The sequence below is a fragment of the Avibacterium gallinarum genome, from assembly GCF_002921135.1.
GTDB classification, from domain to species: Bacteria; Pseudomonadota; Gammaproteobacteria; order Enterobacterales; family Pasteurellaceae; genus Avibacterium; species Avibacterium gallinarum.
The window spans coordinates 63,807-85,095 of the sequence record NZ_PQVJ01000011.1 but is presented as its reverse complement, the minus strand read 5'-3'; the positions used below and the strand labels follow the sequence as shown (position 1 = coordinate 85,095).

18 protein-coding genes and 1 pseudogene are annotated in these 21,289 nt (G+C 37.7%); 9 read left to right on the top strand and 10 right to left on the bottom strand.

From position 1 onward, the window contains the following. Positions 1 to 308: 308 nt before the first annotated feature. The 5 genes from C3007_RS03925 to C3007_RS03905 form a co-directional block, all read right to left on the bottom strand. The gene (locus C3007_RS03925) at positions 309 to 1,016 is read right to left on the bottom strand and encodes an oligosaccharide flippase family protein (RefSeq protein ID WP_165779951.1); all 708 of its coding nucleotides are present in this window, start codon (positions 1,014 to 1,016) and stop codon (positions 309 to 311) included. A gap of 136 nt (positions 1,017 to 1,152) precedes the next feature. Beyond that, entirely contained in the window at positions 1,153 to 2,163 is a 1,011-nt protein-coding gene (locus C3007_RS03920; RefSeq protein ID WP_103853196.1) for a glycosyltransferase, read from the bottom strand. Between the two features lie 181 nt (positions 2,164 to 2,344). Then, positions 2,345 to 3,031, bottom strand: coding sequence for a sugar transferase (locus C3007_RS03915; protein ID WP_103853195.1), 687 nt, complete (start codon positions 3,029 to 3,031; stop codon positions 2,345 to 2,347). A gap of 1 nt (position 3,032) precedes the next feature. Beyond that, positions 3,033 to 4,229: a DegT/DnrJ/EryC1/StrS family aminotransferase gene (locus C3007_RS03910; RefSeq protein WP_103853194.1), complete on the bottom strand. Its 1,197-nt coding sequence runs from the start codon at positions 4,227 to 4,229 to the stop codon at positions 3,033 to 3,035. A gap of 24 nt (positions 4,230 to 4,253) precedes the next feature. After that, positions 4,254 to 6,134: a polysaccharide biosynthesis protein gene (locus C3007_RS03905; protein ID WP_103853193.1), complete on the bottom strand. Its 1,881-nt coding sequence runs from the start codon at positions 6,132 to 6,134 to the stop codon at positions 4,254 to 4,256. Between the two features lie 232 nt (positions 6,135 to 6,366). On the opposite strand from C3007_RS03905, the gene C3007_RS11690 reads away from it, so the two are divergent. From C3007_RS11690 to glyA, 9 genes and pseudogenes are all read left to right on the top strand, one after another. Next, positions 6,367 to 7,053, top strand: a complete 687-nt coding sequence (locus C3007_RS11690) for a hypothetical protein (protein ID WP_243397656.1) — start codon at positions 6,367 to 6,369, stop codon at positions 7,051 to 7,053. Beyond that, the gene (locus tag C3007_RS11685) at positions 7,026 to 7,607 is read left to right on the top strand and encodes an O-antigen ligase family protein (protein WP_243397655.1); all 582 of its coding nucleotides are present in this window, start codon (positions 7,026 to 7,028) and stop codon (positions 7,605 to 7,607) included. The genes C3007_RS11690 and C3007_RS11685 overlap by 28 nt, the downstream gene beginning before the upstream one ends. Then, a complete protein-coding gene (locus tag C3007_RS03895; protein WP_103853192.1) occupies positions 7,604 to 8,344 on the top strand; it encodes a glycosyltransferase family 25 protein in 741 nt (246 codons plus the stop codon). Before C3007_RS11685 ends, C3007_RS03895 begins: the two co-directional genes overlap by 4 nt. Before the next feature lie 7 nt (positions 8,345 to 8,351). Continuing rightward, the gene (locus C3007_RS03890) at positions 8,352 to 10,001 is read left to right on the top strand and encodes an LTA synthase family protein (protein ID WP_103853191.1); all 1,650 of its coding nucleotides are present in this window, start codon (positions 8,352 to 8,354) and stop codon (positions 9,999 to 10,001) included. After that, the gene (locus C3007_RS03885) at positions 10,002 to 10,589 is read left to right on the top strand and encodes a DNA glycosylase (RefSeq protein WP_103853190.1); all 588 of its coding nucleotides are present in this window, start codon (positions 10,002 to 10,004) and stop codon (positions 10,587 to 10,589) included. A 158-nt stretch (positions 10,590 to 10,747) separates the two neighbouring features. Continuing rightward, positions 10,748 to 11,155: pseudogene (locus C3007_RS03880) on the top strand (DoxX family protein). Positions 11,156 to 11,386: 231 nt separating this feature from the next. Then, positions 11,387 to 12,991, top strand: a complete 1,605-nt coding sequence (purH, locus tag C3007_RS03875) for a bifunctional phosphoribosylaminoimidazolecarboxamide formyltransferase/IMP cyclohydrolase (RefSeq protein WP_103853189.1) — start codon at positions 11,387 to 11,389, stop codon at positions 12,989 to 12,991. 20 nt (positions 12,992 to 13,011) lie between these two features. Beyond that, on the top strand, positions 13,012 to 14,319 hold the full coding sequence (gene purD, locus C3007_RS03870; RefSeq protein ID WP_103853188.1) for a phosphoribosylamine--glycine ligase: 1,308 nt from the start codon (positions 13,012 to 13,014) through the stop codon (positions 14,317 to 14,319). A 112-nt stretch (positions 14,320 to 14,431) separates the two neighbouring features. Then, on the top strand, positions 14,432 to 15,697 hold the full coding sequence (gene glyA / locus C3007_RS03865) for a serine hydroxymethyltransferase (protein WP_103853187.1): 1,266 nt from the start codon (positions 14,432 to 14,434) through the stop codon (positions 15,695 to 15,697). 134 nt (positions 15,698 to 15,831) lie between these two features. Here glyA and C3007_RS03860 read toward each other — a convergent pair whose 3' ends face one another. Genes C3007_RS03860 through C3007_RS03840 form a run of 5 tightly spaced genes read right to left on the bottom strand, consistent with a single transcriptional unit; the run spans position 15,832 to position 21,245 of the window. Next, positions 15,832 to 16,632 (bottom strand): peptide ABC transporter ATP-binding protein, encoded by an 801-nt coding sequence (locus tag C3007_RS03860; RefSeq protein WP_103853186.1) that lies wholly within the window; start codon positions 16,630 to 16,632, stop codon positions 15,832 to 15,834. A 9-nt stretch (positions 16,633 to 16,641) separates the two neighbouring features. Beyond that, on the bottom strand, positions 16,642 to 17,700 hold the full coding sequence (locus C3007_RS03855; RefSeq protein ID WP_103853185.1) for a peptide ABC transporter ATP-binding protein: 1,059 nt from the start codon (positions 17,698 to 17,700) through the stop codon (positions 16,642 to 16,644). 8 nt (positions 17,701 to 17,708) lie between these two features. After that, the gene (locus C3007_RS03850; protein ID WP_103853184.1) at positions 17,709 to 18,596 is read right to left on the bottom strand and encodes an ABC transporter permease subunit; all 888 of its coding nucleotides are present in this window, start codon (positions 18,594 to 18,596) and stop codon (positions 17,709 to 17,711) included. Then, on the bottom strand, positions 18,586 to 19,551 hold the full coding sequence (locus C3007_RS03845; protein ID WP_103853183.1) for an ABC transporter permease: 966 nt from the start codon (positions 19,549 to 19,551) through the stop codon (positions 18,586 to 18,588). The genes C3007_RS03850 and C3007_RS03845 overlap by 11 nt, the downstream gene beginning before the upstream one ends. After that, positions 19,548 to 21,245, bottom strand: coding sequence for an ABC transporter substrate-binding protein (locus C3007_RS03840; RefSeq protein ID WP_103853182.1), 1,698 nt, complete (start codon positions 21,243 to 21,245; stop codon positions 19,548 to 19,550). The genes C3007_RS03845 and C3007_RS03840 overlap by 4 nt, the downstream gene beginning before the upstream one ends. Positions 21,246 to 21,289 lie beyond the last annotated feature (44 nt).

Sequence of the window (21,289 nt, the reverse complement as noted above, 5' to 3'; positions counted from 1 at the left end):
ATAGATTCCCATCAAATGGATAAAAGAATTAATAAAGAGCATATTTTCATCTCTAGATATAAAATAAATTATTTTATCTGAGAATAAATATAAAATAGCATATAGAAAGCAACTGCATAAAAATATAGCCCAAATAATTTTTCTTACTTTTCCTTTAATATTATTCTTCACTACGTATGGGAAAAATACTACATTCATATTATATAATATAGATCTAAAGGCCCATATTATCTTTTCAGCTAGATCATAATATGTAACATATGACATACCTAAGAACATTCCTATTATAGTAATATTTCCTTTATCTTTTATAATTGATGAAAAATCAGAAAATAAAAAACATATCCTTCTTTAATTCTCTCTATAATATTTTTCTTTTCAACAAATATCAAACGTACATTTTCTTTCTTGATAGCAATATAGAGTGAAATTATAGAGCCTACTAAATTTCCAATAAAGTATAAAAAAGGTATAAATATATAATCATATTCATTTCTTACTATTAATATTATAAATATTGCTCCCAGTATTCTTGATAATACATTAACTATGGTTATATATTTCATTTTTTCAATTCCCTGAAAAAACCATATTGGTAATAAAGCATCAGAAAAACAAATAAAGAGAGAAGCTATATAAAGAACCATATCATTCTGGTTTATACCAGATATAATACAGAATAAGATAGTAATTAATAATGAAATAAAAAATAAGATTAATTTAGCGTATATTGTTGAAGAAAAAATAATGTTGGTTTTCTCTTGGTTATCCTTATTTAGACTAATAGATTTTGTGCTAGAAATGTTAAATCCGAAATTGGTGAATACTAGAAAATAATTGGCTATTGTTTGTGCAAAAATAATTTTCCCATACAAGCCTTCTCCTAATCTGTGTAATAAAAAAGGAAACAGAACTAGAGGTAAAAAAATATTTACTCCATAAACAATAGACAGGTACAAAAAGTTATTGATCTGAGTTTTGTATTCTATATATATTTTAATCATTAAAATTTTCAATTTAAATATTAATTAGTTATCATAAAAAAATAATAGTATAACTAAATGCAGATTCTATAATGAATATCTACATTTATACAAGTAAGAATAATATTTCTAATATATGTCAGTATTGAGTTTTGCAAGCTTTAACTTTTTATTCCTTTTTCAAATATACTACGTGACGCCATCTTGGCATACTGATTAGTCCCCAAATGGTACCTATCCCATAAGAAAAATGTAAAAGTATAAAGATGATTGGAAGAAAGATATCCCCTATCCAGAAATTTTTTTTAAAAATAGATGTTATTGTCATTATGATATTAGCTATACCGTATAGCACTGTTAATAATATAATGAAAATAGGGCAACCTATAGTCGCTAAGATTAATGAAGCCAAAATAGATAATACGAATATTGCAGGTACAAAATGAAAAATAGAAAAACATTTAGGACAAATTCCTATTGTCCGTCCGATCCAAAATCCATTTCCATACTTTTGTTTCAGCATGGCTTTTAAAGAGCTTCTTGTATGGTGATATGAAATGCAGGAAGGCTCAAAACAAATTCGATATCCAGATTTCCTAATACGATAGTGCATTTCATTATCTTCTGTTCGTCCGAGTTTTTCATTGAATCCCCCAGTTTTATCAAAGACTTCTCTACGATAGATTCCGTGTGAAATCGATTTTACATATGTTCGAGTTGAATTTCTTCTGTAAGGAGCTATACCACTACCGAACATTGAAGATTCCGCTGTCGAAAGCGTTTCTTTCCATTTTGTTTGTTCATCGACAATTCTATGACAGGGCCCTCCTGCAACGTATTCCCCATCTTTGATAACTCTGACTCGACGACTTACAAAATCAGGAGGAGCACAGCCATGAGCATCAAATCTAATTATAACATCTCCACTAGCATTTTGAATTGCTATATTCCAACCGGGGGCTTGTTTTATCTTTTCATTTTCAATCACTTTCGAGTTATAGAATCCTCTTGCTTTTGCTACAAATTCATCCATATATTTTTTTGTTTTATCTGTAGACATTGAATCCACAAAAATAATCTCAATTTTTTCATGAGGATAATCTTGGGCCATGATCATATCAAAAATGGCAGGCATATTTTTTTCTTCATTGTGTGCAACAATACAAAAAGATACAATCATTGTTTAGTCTCTCTTAATTGTAACTAAAAAATTATTAATAATATCAATATCCTACATATATAATGGTTAATTCGTCTTAAGATATTGTATTTCTTATTATAATAAAATATCTAAATAAAAGTTGAGTTTTTATATTAAATAATACTGTCTAATTTAGAAAATTATTTTAGATATATCTCTATTACTTAATTACCGCTAATACTGTTTTTATCATTGTAAATAGATCTCTACTAAACGAATAATTTCGAATACTCTCTAAATTCCATTTCATTTTTTCGGGAAGTACTTTTTCAATGTATTCTTTATCTGAATCTTCAGCATTAGATAAAAGTCTATCTTCATTTTTATATTCAATACTCGCTTCACTTGTAATGCCTGCTGGCAAGAGTAATGTTGACATCATTTCCGCAGTATAGTTATTTACGTATTTGGCTACTTCAGGTCTAGTACCAACAAAACTCATTTCTCCTTTGAGAACATTGATTAATTGAGGGAGTTCATCTAAACGAGTTTTTCTGAGCTTTTCTCCAATAGTTGTAATCCGTTTGTCATTATCCACTGTGACTTGTGAACCTAAAGACTCCGCATTTGCTACCATTGTGCGAAATTTATAAATTTTAAACTCTCTGCCATATTGAGTTATTCTTGTTTGTCTGAAGAATATCTCGCCTGGACTATCCTTATTAATTTTATAAGCTATATATAAAAATAAGGGAGATAGTAAAATCAATAAAATAGTAGCTAAACATCTATCAAGAGCAAATTTAAACAGTAGGCTAATTTTCTTTTTCTTCAAGTAGTCATAATACGGCTTCACTGATTCATTTTTTATTTGTGAAGGTAAATCATTCCAATTTCTCAAAATCATATTAATCACTCAAAATTCGCTTGAAGTTTTCAATAACATAATCAATTTCCTCATCAGTTAGCTGGGTATGTAAAGGTAATGTTACCTCATTACAATATTGTTGATAAGCATTAGGGAATTGCTCTATTGAAAAGCCGAGTGATTTATATGCTGTATGCATAGGTAAAGGCTTGTAATGAACATTAGTCGCGATACCAGCTTCTGCCATTTTTTCGATAAATTGGTTACGGGATACTTCATCTTTATTTAATAGGCGTGTCAAAAATAAATGTCCACTACTTGAATATTCACTCGTAAAATGAGGAAGAATATCAATATTAGAATTTTTTAATCCAGAAATATATTTCTTAATAATTTCTTTTCGTTTTTCTAATAGGCTAGGATAACGGTTGAATTGCGCTAGTCCAATAGCAGCACTAATATCTGTCATATTACATTTATAGTAGCAGCCTTGGATATCATATTCCCAAGCACCTAACTTAGTTTTAGCTAACGCATCTTTGCTTTGACCATGCAAAGATAGTAATTGAAACTGGCGGTAAAGATCCTGATTATCTATACCATCAATATTTTTCCAAGTAGCACATCCACCTTCAGCTGTAGTAAAATTTTTAACTGCATGAAAAGAGAAACTGCTAAAATCAGCAATATTTCCCGCCATTTTATTCTTCCATATACTACCTAAAGAATGTGCGCAGTCAGCAACAACCGCAATGCGACCTATTTTCTGCTGTAAATCATTAGAAGGTTTAAATAGGGATTTTTTGCGTTCTACTATTTCGAAAATTTTATCGTAATCGCAAGGAACTCCAGCTATATCAATGGGAATAATTGCTTTTGTTTTATCGGTAATGGCATTTTCTAATGCCTCGTAATCCATTTGATAGGAGTTTGGGCTTGTATCTATTAGCACAAGTTTTGCTCCAATATGGATAACTGGGCTTGCGCTGGCCGTATAGGTATAGGCACAGGTGATGACTTCATCACCTTCTTTAATACCTAATATTCTAAGGATAAGTTCTAAAGCTGCTGTTGCTGAATTTAAACAAACTACTTTCTCTGTACCTATGTAGGAGGCAAGTTTATTTTCTAATTCTTTTGTTTTAGGGCCTGTAGTTATCCAACCGCTCTTTAAGGCAGAAATTACTTCGTTAATTTCTAAATCTGTAATATCAGGAGGAGAGAAGCTAATTTTCACCGTTTATTCCTTAATGTAAATATATTATTGAGATAAATTTTGATATACCATATCACAATTTTCTGTTGCTGGGCTAAAAGCTGTAGATGAAGAAATCAATAAATCCCTAATCTCATCAATCTTGTACTCTGAACATAATATGTCTAATCGCTGCAAGATGTTATTCAAGTCATTCCAATCAAGCATTGTTTCGATAGCTGTCATAATTCTTGGATGTTGTGTTCCCTGTACGTTATCACCGATAAGTAGTTCTTCATATAATTTCTCACCAGGTCTTAATCCTGTAATTGAGATCTCAATATCTCCGTTCGGATTTTTCTCATTTCTTAATGTTAGACCGCTTAAATGAATCATTCTTACGGCTAAATCATAAATTTTTACTGGTTTACCCATATCTAAAACAAAAACATCTCCACCTTTTCCCATTGCACCAGCTTGGATAACTAGTGAGGCGGCCTCAGGGATTGTCATAAAAAAGCGCGTGATTTTTTGATGTGTTAATGTTATTGGGCCACCTTCTTGAATCTGTTTATTAAATAATGGAACCACAGAACCCGAAGAACCTAAAACATTTCCAAAACGAACCATACAAAAACGCGTTGTATTTTGCGTTTTGGCCAATGCTTGTAGAATTAATTCAGCCATACGCTTTGTTGTACCCATTATATTGGTTGGACGAACCGCTTTGTCAGTAGAAATCAAGACAAAAGTAGAAACTCCTGCTTCAATAGCTGCTTGGGCACAATATAAGGTTCCAAAAATGTTATTACGAATCCCTTCAACAACATTGTATTCAACTAAAGGAACATGTTTATATGCCGCAGCATGATAAACCGTATCTACTTTGAACGAACGCATAATAATATCTAGCCTATGCTTTCTTTGTACCGAACCCAATAGTGGAATCAATTCAACGTGTTGAAAATCAGCATTCTTTAATAATTCTTGGTGTATTTGATATAACGAAAATTCATTTAACTCAAATAGAATTAATTTTTTAGGTGATTGCTTAATAATCTGACGGCATAACTCAGAACCGATAGAACCACCAGCACCAGTCACCATAACAATTTTATTTTCTATATCCTGCTTCAATAAGGACTCAATGGGAGTTACTGGATCACGCCCTAAGAGATCAGAAATTGAAACTTGATTTAAACTAGTTAAATGTGCTTTACCGCTGACAATATCTTCCATTCCTGGTATTGTAAGTACTTCACATTTATATTTACTAATTCGATTAATAATCGCTTTACGCTGACTTTGCCTTGCACTAGGCATTGCTAATAGGATTTTTTTAATGTTTTTATTGTCTATTAATTGGCCTAATGATTTAGAGCTATAAACAGTAATGCCATGTAATATGGTTTTATGCAGAGCTTTATTATCATCAATAAAGCCAACGACTGAATAATGAGAACCTTGATTTAAGGCTGTTAGTAGTTGTCGGCCTGAATAACCAGCTCCATAGATCAAAACTTTAGTTCTAGAATCTTTATTATGACTAAGTAACATTCTCCATAAAAAACGAGTATATGTAATAAAAATAGATATAAAGATAAAATAGAGAAAAGGAATTGATCTAGGTAAATTAAATTGAAATATAAATACAACAGCTAATAGCGTGGCTGTTGATAAAATTGAAGCAAGAATAGCAACTTGAGTAAATTTTATTGTAACAAAACGAATAATAGCCCGATATAATCCTAATCGCATAAAAAATAGAATAGAAATACATCCAACTAATAAGATAATATACCAATTTTGGGTCAGTTTGAGTTCTTCACCAAGCTCAAGGCGAACTCCTAGTGCCAAAAAGTACGAAAATATAATAAGGAAGACATCAATAGTTATTGATATAAATCTTTTTATACTGCGTGGCAAGGATAAAATGTAATCAAGCATAAATTTATGAACTCTCGCGACAGATTTTGGTCCGTTTGTTATTGAAAAAATTGGTCTTGTGAGAATTGAATTTTAACTAATAAGCAGTGAGTTGTCAAAGTTAGAAGACTATGTAAGGGAGCTATTAGCAGAGTGAGATTCTATCTATGCATTATGCAAAATAGTCTTAACAGTAGAGGTTTTATAAAAAAAAGTGTATCATATGTAGATATGTTCTTTAAAGGAAGTGTTTATGATCAGAAAAAGTTTTTTCTTATATAGCATTAATGTATTGGTTCTATGTTTCTTTTTGGCGCTTTTATCAATAAAAAGATCTTATTATGTTGCGCCTGCTATCTTGGTGCTTTTTTCATTTATTTATATTTTTTATACTTATAAAAGTATAGAGTATGAATATGATGCTAAGAAGTATGTGAAATTTTCTTTACTTTATTATATTGTTGGATTGTTTGTTGCTACTCTTAATGGTGATGCGATTCCAAGTTCTTTTAAGGCAGATCATTTTTTATTATTGTCAATTCCTATTCTTTTCCTTCTTATTAGATATAGACCAAACTTTAAGTTTTTGACAATTGTTTTTGGTGTTAGTTGCCTCTTCTTCGGTATTCAGGCTTTATATAATAAGTTTTATCTTGGAATCGATAGAGCATTTGATCCTGATATTATAAATCCTATACCTGCTGCTGCAATTATAATGACGGTTACATTATATTGTATAGCATTAGGATTCCATTATTTAGAAAAAAAAGAAGTTAAAATAGGAGTATTTTTACTTTTTTCTTCTTGTATAGGTCTTTTGGGAAATATTGCAACAGGAAGTAGAGGAAGCTGGATTGTCTTTCCCTTTGTACTTTTTTTCTATTTTTTAAATATAAAAAGTCTCTCAAAAGAGTGGTCTACTCATTTTTTATGTTACTAATCTCAATTATTATAGTTGTAAGTATTATACCTCAGTTTGGCGTTAGCAAAAGATATCAAGCTGCCCTGGATAACATTACTCAGTATGTAGATGATTCTAATGCTCATAGCTCTGTTGGTGTCAGATTTGATTTATATAAAGGTGCTTGGTACGCAATTCAAGAAAAGCCTATCTTAGGATGGGGACGAGATGGCATGTTGCACAAACGTCATGAGCAGGCAGAATCTGGCGTAATTCCAAACTACACTAAAGATTATACCCATTCTCATAACCAATTTATTGAACAAACTTATCATAGGGGTATTATTGGGTTATTTGTATTATTATTGCTAATATATACTTTCTTAAAATACTTTATTGATGTTTATAAAAATTCGAGTGTGGAAGATAGAAAGATTATAGCATTATTAGGAGTAATAAATATTTTTGGATTAATATTCTTTAATCTAACGGATTCTTTATTAATAAATAAAGAATATGCAATGTTCTTTTATATGTGTAATGTTATTTTTTATGCAATGACAATTGACAATAATTGGAGATTAACCGAATGATACCTATTTATGTGATTCATATTGAATCAGCAAAAGAGAGAGAAAAACTCATCAAAGAGCAATTTGAAAATTTAGGTATTGAGTTTCAATTTTTTACAGCGATTAATGCAAGAGAGAATCCTGAACATCCTTTATTTTATCATTATAATGCGAAGAAACATTTTCAAAGAAAAGGAAGAACTCTTTCCTTGGGCGAATTAGGATGCTTTGCTAGTCATTATTCTTTGTGGAAAGAATGTGCAAATAACAATACACCTATTATTGTATTAGAGGATGATATAAGTATTCTTGATAACTTTAAATCTGTTTATAGTAATTTAGATGAGATTTTAGAAAGTTATCCTTTTTTATGGTTACATAAAAATTATCGTAATGCTGAAAGAGTTGAAGTAGAAAAATTTGGTGATTTTTCAGTAATGAAGTTTTATAAAGATTATTTTTGTGCCCAAGGTTATGCCGTAACACCTGAAGTTGCTAGGAAATTGCTTGATTATTGTAAAGTTTGGATTTTTCCTGTGGATGATCAGATGGCGCGCTTTTATGAAAACAAAATTGAGAATTTTGCAATTTATCCCCCTTGTATCGATCGAATTGAAGGAATTGATTCTCTTATAGGAGAGGATAAACGAGGCGAAAAGAATCTGTCTCTGTTTTCGAAAATCAGACGTGAATACTTTAACTTAAAAGATCGTATTAATCGGTTTATACATAATTTTTTATTTAGGCTAAAACATTAATTTCACTATGCAATACCTCCTACTCTCCCTTTTCACCCTCGCTGCGGTGATTTTTGTGATTAACTCGCATTATCGCTGGACGTATTTCTTTGCGATTGCACAGTTTGTGTTGTTTTTCAGTTTAATGTTTAGCCTTACGGGGCAGTGGCAGCGTGGGCTGAATTTTGCTGCGGTGCTGTTTGTGGTGCTGATGCTTTTTCATCGTCTGAAAATACATTTTTATAAACAACCGCTCTTAGTGTCTGATTTCTTTTTAGTTCTGGACTGGCGAAATTGGGAAACTTTGCTGCATTATCGTTCGGCGATTTTCGCCATTGCAGGCTTGATCGGATTGGTAGTTTATGCCGTGATGGGCTGGTCATCAGCAGAGGTGGCAAGCATTGAATGGCGAATTTTGGCAAGTGCGGTGCTTTTTCTCACGATTTTTGCCATTTGCCATTACAGCAAAAATAAATCTGCTATTAAGCAATGGCTTGATTCCTTGCCTGATGATGGGCGAGATGTATTTTTAAACCTACCAATGTCTTGCCGAGGTGTGTTTTTTAAACCGCCTGTTTTTGATGGTGATGCGGATTATTTTCTTAAACAAAAACAACAGGTTGCTGATTATCCACTGACTGCGCAGGCTGAGAAACCAGATATTGTGGTATGGCTTCAGGAATCTACCCTAAACCCGCACAGCTTTGTATTTGAAAGCGCCGATATTCCGCCAATTACAATGTATGAAAATCAGGCTGATACCAAGTTTAACAGCCATTTGCGTGTGCATACTTTAGGTGGAGCAACCTGGAAATCGGAGTTTGCGTTCCTGTCTGGACTGCCCTCAACGGATTTTGGCGCAATGGCAAATGCCGTGTTTTATTCTGTTGTGCCGCATTTGCAATACAGCTTTATCCAAAATCTGAAAGCACAGGGCTATTATTGCGTGGCTTTATCGCCGTTCACGAAAGGCAATTACAACGCCAAGCCAGCTTATGATCATCTTGGTTTTGATCTAATGTTACAGCCGCAAGAGTTAGGCTATCCCGCACCATTAAGCAAAAATTTATGGACGATTGGCAGTGATGAAATGAGCCAATATGTGCAGAAAATTTTGCAAAAAGAAGGTATTCCTGCACTTGAAAAGGTGAATCAGCCTTTATTTGTTTATGTTCTTACAATGCGTGAGCACGGGCCTTATCATGATGTTGGGAATGTATTTAATTTGCAAAATCAAGGGTTTACTGCTAAAGGAACGGGCGAGTTAAACGATTATATCCAGCGAATTGTGAAGCTCAATGATGTTATCGAAGATTTCAATCGCTATATGCAAAATCGTCATAAACCTTATGTGCTGGCTTATTTTGGGGATCACCAAATTTCTATTAGTGGTGCGCAGCCAGCTTATCAATTTGATTATCCAAATCCAGATTACATTACTCAATTTGTGGTGCGTAGTAATATGCAAACTGACTTTGAGCAACAACAGGATTTCCTTGATTTAGCGCAGGCTGGCGGTTTGATTTTAGAAATTGCTGGATTGCCAGCTGATGAATTTATGCAAGCCAATATTGCAATGCGCAAACTGAGCGGTGGAAAATTGCAAGATTGCCAAGATGAGCAATTATTGGCAGGCTATCGTCACTATTTGTATCAACAATTAAAGGTGGCGAAATAGATGAGCAAGCAAATCGAAACCCACCCATTTCCTGCGATATTGCCACCGCACGCCACAGTGATGATGATGGGAAGTTTTCCCCCTAAGGCGGAAAAACGCTGTATGGAATTTCATTATCCCAATTTTCAAAATGATATGTGGCGTGTGTATGGCGAAGTGTTTTTCGGGCGTGCAGATTATTTTCAAGTGCCAAATGAAAAACGCTTTGATCCCGCACGAATTAAGGATTTTTTATGGCAAAAGGGCATTGCATTATGTCCAACGGTGCGCAAAGCCATTCGGGAGCAAGATAATGCTTCAGATAAATTTTTGAAAGTGGTGGAAAGCGTAAATCTTAGCGAAGAGCTGCCCCAAGTGCCGCAATGCCACTGGATTTTCACCACAGGGGGCAAAGCCACTGAGATTTTGCTTTCTCTATTGCCTGAAAAGGTCAAAGCACCGAAAACCAACAGCTTTATCTCTTACCCTTATCCCGATTTTTCGCTCAATTTATATCGTCTGCCGTCCACTTCAAGGGCTTATCCACTTGCCTTTGACAAAAAAGTGGCGGCCTATCGGGCGTTTTTTGAAATGATGGGATTGGTTTAATAAAATACTTTGATCGATTATATATGAATAATTGTTTCATTATTAACAAATAAGAAAAAGTGATTTTCATTATTATGAATTGTATCGATAATGCAATTCCGTTATGATACGCGCTCTTTCGCTCCTACTGGAGTAAGATTATTTTTAAAGGAAACATTATGAATTCATTAAATAAAATTAGCCCTTACGCACTCGGATTATTACGCATTATTGCAGGCTATATGTTTTTATTACACGGCACTTAAAAATTCTTTGAATACCCAGTTTCAATGACGGGTGGCAACGGTGCAGTGGAACTCTTTTCAATGATGGGCATCGGCGGTGTGTTAGAAATCGTTGGTGGCGCATTATTGATTTTAGGGTTATTTACCCGCCCGGTGGCATTCATTCTTTCTGGTATGATGGCTGTGGCATATTTCCAAATTCACGCATCTTTGGATAACGTGTTATTGCCAATCGTTAATAAAGGCGAGCTTGCTGCATTATATTCTTTAGTTTTCTTAAACTTTGTTTTCTTAGGTGCAGGGGCATTTGCATTAGATAACAAAGTTTGTAAGAAGAGCTAATAAAACTAATTTGTCTTTTTTAGAGTTGTTGATTTTAACCCGCATTAGCGGGTTTTTTTGTATTTTAAGAAAAATAAGTCAAAAATGCACCGCATTTTTGGCACGCCTTGCCTATGGAAATCTTGAATTGTTGGTTTTTTGTTAAGAAATTTGATTTCGTGCTACATAAAAGCAAACGATTGCGTTATAATGCGGGCGTTTTTTCATTTCATTAAATTAAAGGAAATCTCAATGCAACCAAATCGCCCAATTCGTCAGGCTTTACTTAGCGTTTCAGACAAAACTGGTATTGTGGAATTTGCTCAAGGCTTAGTACAACGTGGAGTGAAACTGCTTTCCACTGGTGGCACGGCAAAATTATTAATGGAAAAAGGTTTGCCCGTTATCGAAGTATCCGATTACACAGGCTTTCCAGAAATGATGGACGGGCGAGTGAAAACCCTGCACCCGAAAGTTCACGGCGGTATTTTAGGACGCCGTGGGGTTGATGATGAAGTAATGGCGCAGCACCAGATTGCTCCTATTGATATGGTGGTGGTGAATCTTTATCCTTTTGCACAAACCGTGGCAAAACCAGATTGCACCCTTGAAGATGCAGTAGAAAATATTGATATTGGCGGCCCAACAATGGTGCGATCTGCAGCGAAAAATCATAAAGATGTGGCGATTGTGGTGAATAATCAGGATTTTTCTGCGATTTTGGCAGAAATGGATCAAAATCAAAATAGCTTAACCTTAGAAACACGTTTTGATTTAGCTATCAAAGCCTTCGAGCATACCGCACAATATGATGCGATGATCGCCAACTATTTTGGTAAGTTGGTGAAACCTTATTTTGCTGCAGATGAAGAAGAGCAAAATGCCCTGTGCGGCCAATTCCCACGCACTTTGAATTTGAATTTTATCCGCAAACAAACAATGCGTTATGGGGAAAATGGTCATCAAAATGCCGCATTTTATGTGGAAAAAGAACAAAAAGAAGCCAGCGTATCCACCGCAAAACAGCTACAAGGCAAAGCCCTTTCTTATAACAATATTGCCGATACGGACGCCGCACTGGAATGTGTGAAAAGTTTTAATGAACCTGCTTGTGTGATCGTGAAACACGCAAACCCTTGCGGTGTTGCTTTAGGCGAGGATATTTTAGACGCCTACAACCGCGCCTATCAAACCGATCCAACTTCTGCTTTCGGCGGCATTATTGCCTTTAACCGTCCTTTAGACGAAGCCACCGCACAAGCCATTGTTGATCGTCAATTTGTTGAAGTGATTATTGCTCCAGTGGTGCAAGAAGGGGCGAAAGCGGTATTGAAAGCGAAGAAAAATGTGCGTGTTTTAGAATGTGGTGAATGGCATAGCGAGCCACAGCAACGCTTAGATTTTAAACGAGTTAATGGCGGATTATTAGTGCAAGATAGCGATTTAGGAATGGTCGATCTTGCTGATTTACAAGTGGTGAGCAAACGTAAGCCAACAGAAAAAGAACTGCAAGATTTACTATTTTGCTGGAAAGTGGCGAAATTTGTGAAATCGAATGCCATTGTGTATGCCAAAGATAATCAAACCATCGGCATTGGCGCAGGACAAATGAGCCGTGTTTATTCCGCCAAAATTGCGGGCATTAAAGCACAAGATGAAGGCTTGGAAGTGAAAGGTTGCGTAATGGCGTCCGATGCGTTCTTCCCATTCCGTGATGGCATTGATGCCGCTGCTAAAGTCGGCATTGAATGTGTGATTCACCCAGGCGGTTCAATGCGTGATCAAGAAGTGATTGATGCCGCAGATGAACACAATATGGTGATGGTGCTAACGGGAATGCGTCATTTCCGTCATTAATTAAAAGTGGGGTAGAAAAAATGAATATTTTAATTATTGGAAATGGTGGGCGTGAACACGCCCTTGCGTGGAAAGCTGCACAATCCCCTTTAGCCAGTAAAGTGTTTGTTGCCCCAGGCAACGCAGGCACTGCGAGAGAAAAGGGCTTCGGCAAAAGTGCGGTGGAAAATGTGGCAATTTCTGCGACAGATATTCCAGCATTAGTGAAATTTGCCCAAGAAAATCAAGTGGGCTTAACCATTGTTGGGCCAGAAGCCCCGTTGGTAGCAGGCGTTGTCGATGCTTTTGAAAAAGCAGGTTTAACCATTTTTGGCCCAAGCCAAGCCGCTGCACAGCTGGAAGGCTCAAAAGCATTTACCAAAGATTTCTTAGCACGTCATCAAATTCCAACGGCAGAATATCAAAACTTCACAGACGTGGAACAAGCCCTTGCTTATGTTCGCCAAAAAGGCGCACCGATTGTGATTAAAGCAGACGGCTTAGCGGCAGGTAAAGGTGTGATTGTGGCAATGACGTTAGCGGAAGCAGAAGAAGCCATTAAAGATATGCTTTCAGGCAACGCCTTTGGTGATGCAGGTTCACGCGTGGTGATTGAAGAGTTTTTAGATGGCGAAGAAGCCAGTTTTATCGTGATGGTGGACGGCAAAAATGTTGAGCCAATGGCAACCAGCCAAGATCACAAGCGTGTGGGGGAGGGCGACAAAGGCTTAAATACGGGCGGAATGGGCGCTTATTCGCCAGCCCCTGTGGTTACCCCTGAAATTCATCAGCGTGTGATGGAGCAAATTATTTATCCAACCGTGCAAGGAATGGCGGCCGAAGGCAATGTATATAAAGGCTTTTTATATGCAGGGCTAATGATCGATAAAAATGGTCAGCCAAAAGTGATTGAATTTAACTGCCGTTTTGGTGATCCTGAAACGCAGCCTATTATGATGCGAATGGATTCTGATTTGGTGGAACTTTGCTTAAAAGCCTGTGAAGGGAAACTAGATCAAGTTAAATCGCAATGGAAAAAACAAGCTGCGTTAGGTATTGTGCTTGCTGCAGAAGGCTATCCTGCGGATTATCGCAAAGGTGATGAAATCCAAGGGTTACCAACTACTGAGCAGGCAGATGAAAAAGTTTTCCTTGCTGGCGTGAGTGAAGAAAACGGCAAATTAGTGACCAACGGCGGCCGCGTTCTTTGTGCCACCGCATTAGGTGATTCCGTGCTTGATGCTCAACAGAAAGCCTTAAAACTCGCCGAACAGATTCAATGGCAAGGACGTTTCTTCCGCCGTGATATTGGCTGGAGAGCTATTGCGCGTGAGAAGTCATCGTCATAGATGAAAAAAATTCATTAAGATGATGAGAAATTAACAATTAAATTTTCATTAAAAAGTGTAACAGAACAGGGTAAACTATCCCCTATATTTTGAAACAAAGAGGACAAACACAATGTTAAAAAGAAGTATGAACATCGCTGATTACGATCCCGTATTATGGCAGGCGATCCAAGATGAAAATCGCCGTCAAGAAGAACATATTGAATTAATCGCATCAGAAAACTATGCCAGCCCACGCGTAATGGAAGCGCAAGGTTCTCAATTTACCAATAAATATGCGGAAGGTTACCCCGGCAAACGCTATTACGGCGGTTGTGAATATGCAGACATTGTTGAACAACTTGCGATTGACCGTGCGAAAGAATTATTTGATGCAGATTATGCCAATGTGCAACCGCATTCTGGTTCGCAAGCTAATGCGGCAGTATATATGGCATTGTTAAATCCGGGTGATACTATTTTAGGTATGAGCTTGGCACACGGCGGACACTTAACTCACGGGGCATCAGTGAGCTTTTCAGGCAAAATTTATCACGCAGAACAATATGGCATCACCGATGAAGGCGTAATTGATTATGACGCATTGCGTGAACAAGCGTTACGCGTTAAGCCAAAAATGATCGTGGGAGGCTTTTCTGCCTATTCTCAAGTAGTTGATTGGGCGAAAATGCGTGAGATTGCTGACGAAGTGGGCGCTTATTTATTCGTGGATATGGCGCACGTTGCAGGCTTAATCGCTGCAGGTGTTTATCCAAACCCATTACCGCACGCGCACGTTGTAACAACCACAACACACAAAACATTGGGCGGCCCGCGTGGTGGCTTGATTTTAGCAAAAGGCGGTGATGAAGAGCTTTACAAAAAATTAAACAGCGCTGTTTTCCCAGCTGGTCAAGGTGGTCCATTGGTTCACGTTATTGCAGCCAAAGCAGTATGTTTTAAAGAAGCCCTCGAGCCAGAGTTTAAAGCTTATCAGCAACAAGTGGTGAAAAACGCAAAAGCGATGGTGGAAGTGTTTAAACAGCGTGGTTATAACGTGGTGTCTAACGGCACAGAAAACCATTTATTCTTAGTGGATTTAGTGAGCCACGGTTTAACAGGAAAAGCCGCCGATGCCGCATTAGGCAAAGCGAACATTACGGTAAACAAAAATGCCGTACCAAATGATCCACAAAAACCGTTTATCACTTCAGGGATTCGTGTAGGCACACCTTCTGTGACTCGCCGTGGTTTTAAAGAAGCGGAAGTGAAAGAGCTAGCAGGCTGGATGTGCGATGTGCTTGATGCCGTGGGTAAAGAAAACGAAGCAGAAGTTATCGCAGCAACAAAAGCGAAAGTGCTAGATATTTGTAAGCGCTTGCCGGTTTATCCTGCGTAATTTTTTAGTATCGTGCGAAACAGGCTGGATAGGGTATCCAGCCTGTTTTTTATTGGGAGATAAAATGAGGTAATAAATAGTTCTTTAATTACAAAAACTTTGCAAAAAAAACACCGCACTTTATTTTATAAGGGTTATCTGATTCGCCAAGATTCATCGGTTAGTAGTCGGCCAAAATGGCTTTCAACTAAACGTTTGGTAATATCATTTTGTGGATGAGTGAAGACATCACGGGTTGTGCCGTATTCGATCATTTTGCCTTCGTCCATCACCAACACATCATCAGAAATATGCTTAATAATGCCCAAATGTTGCCCCACATAAATATAAGAAATACCTAGTTTTTCTTGGATTTCGAGCATTAAATTCATTAGCTGGGTTTTCACCGTGGCATCGAGTGAGCCAAGGGCATCATCGGTGATGATGATTTCAGGCTCAAGGATTAAAGCACGAGCAAGGGCAACACGTTGTTTTTGGCTTACGGACATCGTGTTGATTTTTATGCTAGCGTGATCGGGATAAAGTCCAACTAGCTTAAGTGTAGAAAAGATTTTTTCATCACGCTCTCTTTCAGTTAAATCGGTGGCAAGGCGTAGTGGGGTATCCAAAATTTGCCCGACATTGAGTTTTGGATTGAAAGAACTGTTCGGATCTTGGAAAACCATTCGAATATGCTGCGAACGGTAGTGATAATCGCCAAACTGTAAAGGATTATTTTTAAACAAAATTTCCCCCGCACTTGGTGCGATAATCCCCACGATCATTTTTACTAAAGTGGATTTCCCCGAACCATTTTTACCAATAATTGCTAAAGTTTTTTTACGCTCTAACTGGAAGCTGACATTTTCCACAGCAACGAACTGGCTAGATGAAAAAATGCCGACATTATCATCAAAGGATTTGGATAAATTTTCAATTTCTAATAAGGCACTCATTCGCTTTTCCTATTCTTCGTTATTTTCATCCGTATTAATGATAAGTGGTGTTGCGACATCTTCTCTTTCTTTTCGCTGATTTTCACGTAAATTCAGTGGAAAATGGCAGGCAAATTCGTGATGTTTTATGCGTCTTGTTGGCGGTTTATTAATACATTTTTTCTGCGCAAATGGACAACGTGGGCCAAGGCGACAGCCAATAGGCAGCTGATCCAACAGGGGAACACTTCCACGCAATGTACCTAAACGGCTTTTGAGTGGCAACGGCTGTTTAAAATCAGGAATAGAATGCAGCAGCGCATTGGTGTAAGGGTGATGTGGTGTGCTGAGTACACTTTCTTTCGGCCCAGATTCCGCATTTTGCCCACAATAAAGCACGCTGAAACTGTCGCACCATTCACGGATACTATTAATATCATTGCTGGCTAGCAAGATAGATGTGCCTTGGTTTTGATTCATACTCAACAGCAGGCGGAAAATTTGCACCTTAGTGATGGATTCCAACGCATTGGTCGGCTCATCAGCAATTAATAAGCGTGGCTGATTGGCAACGGCAGCGGCGATCATCACTTTTTGCCCTTCCCCTTCGGTGATTTCATCGGGGTAGCTGTTCATTATGTCTTTATGATCTTTAATCCCCACACGGTGCAATAATTCAATGGCGCGGCGTTTTTTCCAGCCAAACCATTGCCACCAGCGGCCTTTGAATGTCCAAGAGGGAATATTTTGGATCAACTGTTTACCAATTTTGCTGCTGGGATCTAAATTCGTCAGCGGCTCTTGGAAGATCATTGAAATTTCTTTGCCCACCAATTTCCGCCTTTTATGTGGGCTAAGTTTGAGCAGTTCCACATCATTAAACCGAAAGCGATCAGCGGTAACAACCCACGAATCCTTAATGGTGTTACAAATCACTTTTGCAATCAGACTTTTTCCTGAACCCGATTCCCCGACTAAACCGCAAATTTCCCCTTCATTCAAGGTGAGATTGACGTTATCGATGATTTTTACTCGACCATTTGGCGTTTTTATTTCTATGCAAAGATTACGAATATCAAGTAGTGCCATAGGAATCCCTATTCATAATATTTTTCAATGGCTTTATTAATGCCGTTGCCGAGTAATAGCGCAACTAAGATCACCGCCATAATGGCAAGCCCTGGTAGGATTACCGTCCAAGGTGCAAGGTAAATCAATTCGAGAGAATCCTTAATCATCACGCCCCATTCTGGCATTGGGCTTTGCGCACCGAGAGAAATAAAACTTAATGCACTAATATCCAAAATGGCGATGGTAAAAGCGCGGGTGATTTCTTGGATATATTTCACCCAAATATTGGGGAAAATGGCGTCTTTTAATAAAATCCAATTTGATGCCCCTTCAAGGCGGAGCATTAAAATGTATTCTTTTTTCAGCTCTTTTTGAATGGCTTGGTAAATCTCGTGAATAAAATGTGGTAATAATGCCAAGGTAATGGCAAGCATTGCGTTAATCAGGCTAGGCTGCATTAAGGTGGCAATAATAATGGCAATCAACAAAATGGGGGTAGAAAGGAAAGCATCAAGAAAATGCCCAAGTACACGCGATTTAATCCCTTGCGACATTCCAGCCCAAACGCCCATAATGCCGCCTAAAATAGCGGTGAAAATCACCACGATTAAGGCAGAACCCAAGGTGTAGGTTGTTCCTGTAATTAAGCGGCTTAGCACATCACGTCCAATGTCGTCTGTGCCGAAGAAGTAGGCGATTTTTCCGCCATTTACCCAAGAGGGGGGCATTAGCTCAAAACCGATAAACTGCGTTTCAGCGGGATAAGGGGCAATGAATCCGCTAAAAAGTGCGGTCAAAATAAACAGCAAAAATAGATAAAAACTGGCAAGTGCCACTTTATCTTGGCGGAATAATTTCCAAATGGTGGTTAATGTTGCTGTGTGGCGAAATTCTGCCGGATCTTTATCTTGCATACCAACCTTTCTTATTTAACGGATCTAACACAAAGGTGAGCGTTTCTACCAATAAATTCACCACAATAATACATAATCCAATCACGATAATGCCTGCGGAAATACTGTTGTAATCTTGCTGGGCAACGGCATTAATCAGCCAATGCCCAATGCCAGACCAACCAAAGGTGCCTTCAACCAACATACATTGTGCAATCACAAGGGTGAATAATCGCGTCATTTGTGGCACTAATAATGGTAGGGTGTTGCGTAAAATATGCGTACGCAAAATCTTGCACATTGACCAGCCTCTTGTCATTGAAATTTTGATGTAAGGCTGCTCAAACAAATAGGCGGCACGCTCTTGTACGATACGAATAATTTCCATTGTTGGCCAAATGGTTAGCACTAAGGTCGGTAAAATCAGGTGTTGCAGCACATTTTGGATCACCTTAATGCGATAGGGCTCATCAATAAACCAAACGTCAATAATGGGAAATCCCGTGATGGGCTGAATTTCATAAAGCAAATTATATTGCCCAATGGCAGCAATCTCCCAGCCATAAATAGCGGCCGCATAAAGCAACAGAGGCGCAAGCCAAAACACGGGCAGAGAAAGCCCTATGACAGACAAAGTGCGGATGATTTTTCCGAAGAATTTTTTACGATAAATTGCCCCAATTAGCCCTAAAGGAATGCCAAAGAGCAACGCCAGTAAAATGGCGGTAAAGCAAAGTTCAAGGGTAGGGGGGAGCACGGTGAGAACCAAATCACTTAAGGAATCACCGCCGTTATAGCTAATCCCCAAATCCCCATTGAGTAAATTTTGCACATAGAAAAAATAGCCCGAATAAAAATGCGGTGTTGCCAGCACTTCATTGAGTGGATCGCGCATTAGCACCGCATAGCTAATGATAGAAAGAATCACTAAGGTGATCACCAACAAGATAAGATGTCTGAAAAACGACAAAATCATTTTTTCTCTCCTTGTTGATAGGATAGCGTCGTAAAGTTAATGCTGCCAAAAGGCGCAAGCTCCAAGCCTTTCACCCGTGAATTAGCAATTAACATTCGTTTTACATTCGCCACAGGAATGATGGGTAATTCTGACAAAATAATTTCTTGCGCAATATTATAATAATTGGCGCGCGAACGTAAATGTGTGGTATTTAAAGCACGGTTCATTGCATCTTCAAAAGGCGCATAGCACCAGTTGGAAAGATTTGTGATGTCATTGACCGTGCCGCAGCTTAAAATCGGGCGCATAAAGCTATCGGGATCTAAATTCCCCGCAAGCCAACCAGTGAGAATCAAATCGTAATCTTCCGAGCCATTTCGCAGCTGCTCAATTAAATAAGTGCGAGTTATAGGGCGAATGGCTAATTCCACGCCCACTTGCGCCAAATCCCATTTGATTAATTCTGCCATTTTAATTGGCGAAGGGTTATACACCTGCTCTTCGTTTAGCACCCACATTGTGAGCTTGAGCTGTTTATCTTGTAAAAAGGCCTTGGCGGCTTTTGGGTTGTAGTCATAGGCAAAATCAGGCGTGTTTACCGTTGCCGCCCAAGAAATATTAGGAATAATATTATTCGCTACACTTGCCGTATTATGATAAATCCGATGAATAATGCGTTCCCGATCAATACCTTGTGAGATGGCACGGCGCAAATCCAGATCTTTCATCGTAGGTTTCAGGAAATTAAAGGCCAAATAGGATAAATTCATTCCTTCCGTGGACTTCAAATAATAGCGCTCATCAAACTGTTTTAAAATCCCCAGTTGGCTCACATCAGGGCTAGAGGTGATCTGACATTCGCCATTTAAGAATTTAATCAAACGCCCCGTTCTGTCTGTGGAAAGATCAATAATAATATGCTCAATTTTCCCTTTTTTACGCCAATAATCTTCATTCCTTGCTAAGCGAACATATTGATTTCGCACGAAATTTTGCACTTTATAAGGGCCTGTTCCCACCGGCAAGGTGTCTAGCTGAGAAAGGTTGTCGTCAGCGTTAAGCTGCAAAGCATATTCTTGCGAGAAAATAATGGCGTATTGACTGGCAAGGTGAGAAAGAATGGACGCATCAGGCTGAAAAAGCTGGATTCGCACTTGATAGGGCGAAGTGGCAACCACAGACTCAATTTTTTCGCTCAATTTAATGCTTTCAAAATAAGGAAAACGCACTTTGCGCGCTTGCTCGTGGAAAATACGGTATTGCGGATTTTTGTAGTCCACTAGGGTTTCTAAAGTAGGCAAATCCGTGTTATGTCCTAGCACGCGATTGAGCGAAAACACCACATCTTCCGCATTAAAATTACGCGTTGGGGTAAACCAATCTGTTTGATGAAATTTAATGCCTTTGCGTAAATTAATGGTGATGGTTTTGCCGTCTGCGGACAGGCTATAACTCTGTGCCAGCACTGGCTCAACGGTTGCGCTGTTATTTTTGATTTCAAATAATTTATTGTAAATCTGCTCGGTTACCACATTCATACTGGTTCCCGCATCGCTCGTTTGCGGATTGAAGGATAAACCGTTTGCCTGCGTGCAATAAATTAATCCATTTTGCGTGAGAATTTTTGGCACTTTAGGGGCGCTAAAACTTGGCAAACTGATTAGGCTTGTACTCAGCAAAATAGCAGAAACAACGATTTTTCTTATAAACATAACAGGCATATTTGTGATAAATTATGACGAAATTTTAAAGTATA